The organism is Paractinoplanes ferrugineus (assembly GCF_016862195.1).
GTDB lineage: Bacteria > Actinomycetota > Actinomycetes > Mycobacteriales > Micromonosporaceae > Actinoplanes > Actinoplanes ferrugineus.
In genome coordinates this window covers 1-844 of record NZ_BOMM01000126.1, presented here as the reverse complement: position 1 = coordinate 844, position 844 = coordinate 1, and the positions used below count along the sequence as shown (strand labels likewise).

Annotated in this window: 1 pseudogene; it reads right to left on the bottom strand. The window is 63.0% G+C overall.

Annotated features, from left to right (window positions below):
* Positions 1 to 844 (bottom strand): annotated as a pseudogene (locus Afe05nite_RS43530) (glycogen debranching enzyme); the annotation flags it as partial.

The window sequence follows — 844 nt, the reverse complement described above, 5'->3', positions numbered from 1 at the left end:
CGGCGGCGGCGGAAGATCGGGTGCTCGGCGCGCAGCTTGGTCACCTTGGCGGTGAAGCTGGTGAGCACGTCCTGGTTGCGGGCGTCCTCCCAGTCGACCCAGGAGAGTTCGTTGTCCTGGCAGTAGACGTTGTTGTTGCCCTGCTGGGTGCGGCCCAACTCGTCACCGTGGGCCATCATCGGCACCCCCTGCGACAACAACAAAGTGGCCAGGAAGTTGCGTTTCTGCCGCTCCCGCAACGCGATCACGTCAGCGTCCTCGGTCGGCCCCTCCACCCCACAGTTCCACGATCGGTTGTGACTCTCCCCGTCCCGGTTGTCCTCCCCGTTCGCGTCGTTGTGCTTCTCGTTGTACGACACCAGATCATGCAGGGTGAAACCGTCATGCGCGGTGACGAAGTTGATCGACGCCAACGGCCGCCGCCCGTCCAACTCGTACAGGTCCGAACTACCGGTGAAACGAGACGCGAACTCGCCGAGGCTGGCCGGCTCACCACGCCAGAAATCACGCACCGAATCGCGGTACTTACCGTTCCACTCCGTCCACAACGGCGGGAACCCACCGACCTGATAACCGCCGTCACCGACATCCCACGGCTCCGCGATCAACTTCACCTGCGACACGATCGGATCCTGATTGACCAGATCGAAGAACGCGGCCAGCCGGTCCACCGAGTGGAACTCGCGGGCCAGCGAGGCGGCCAGGTCGAACCGGAACCCGTCGACGTGCATCTCGGTCACCCAGTACCGCAACGAATCCATGATCAACCGCAGTGACTCGTGATGCCGCACGTTCAAGCTGTTACCGGTGCCGGTCGTGTCGTAGTAGTACTGCTTGTCCTCGT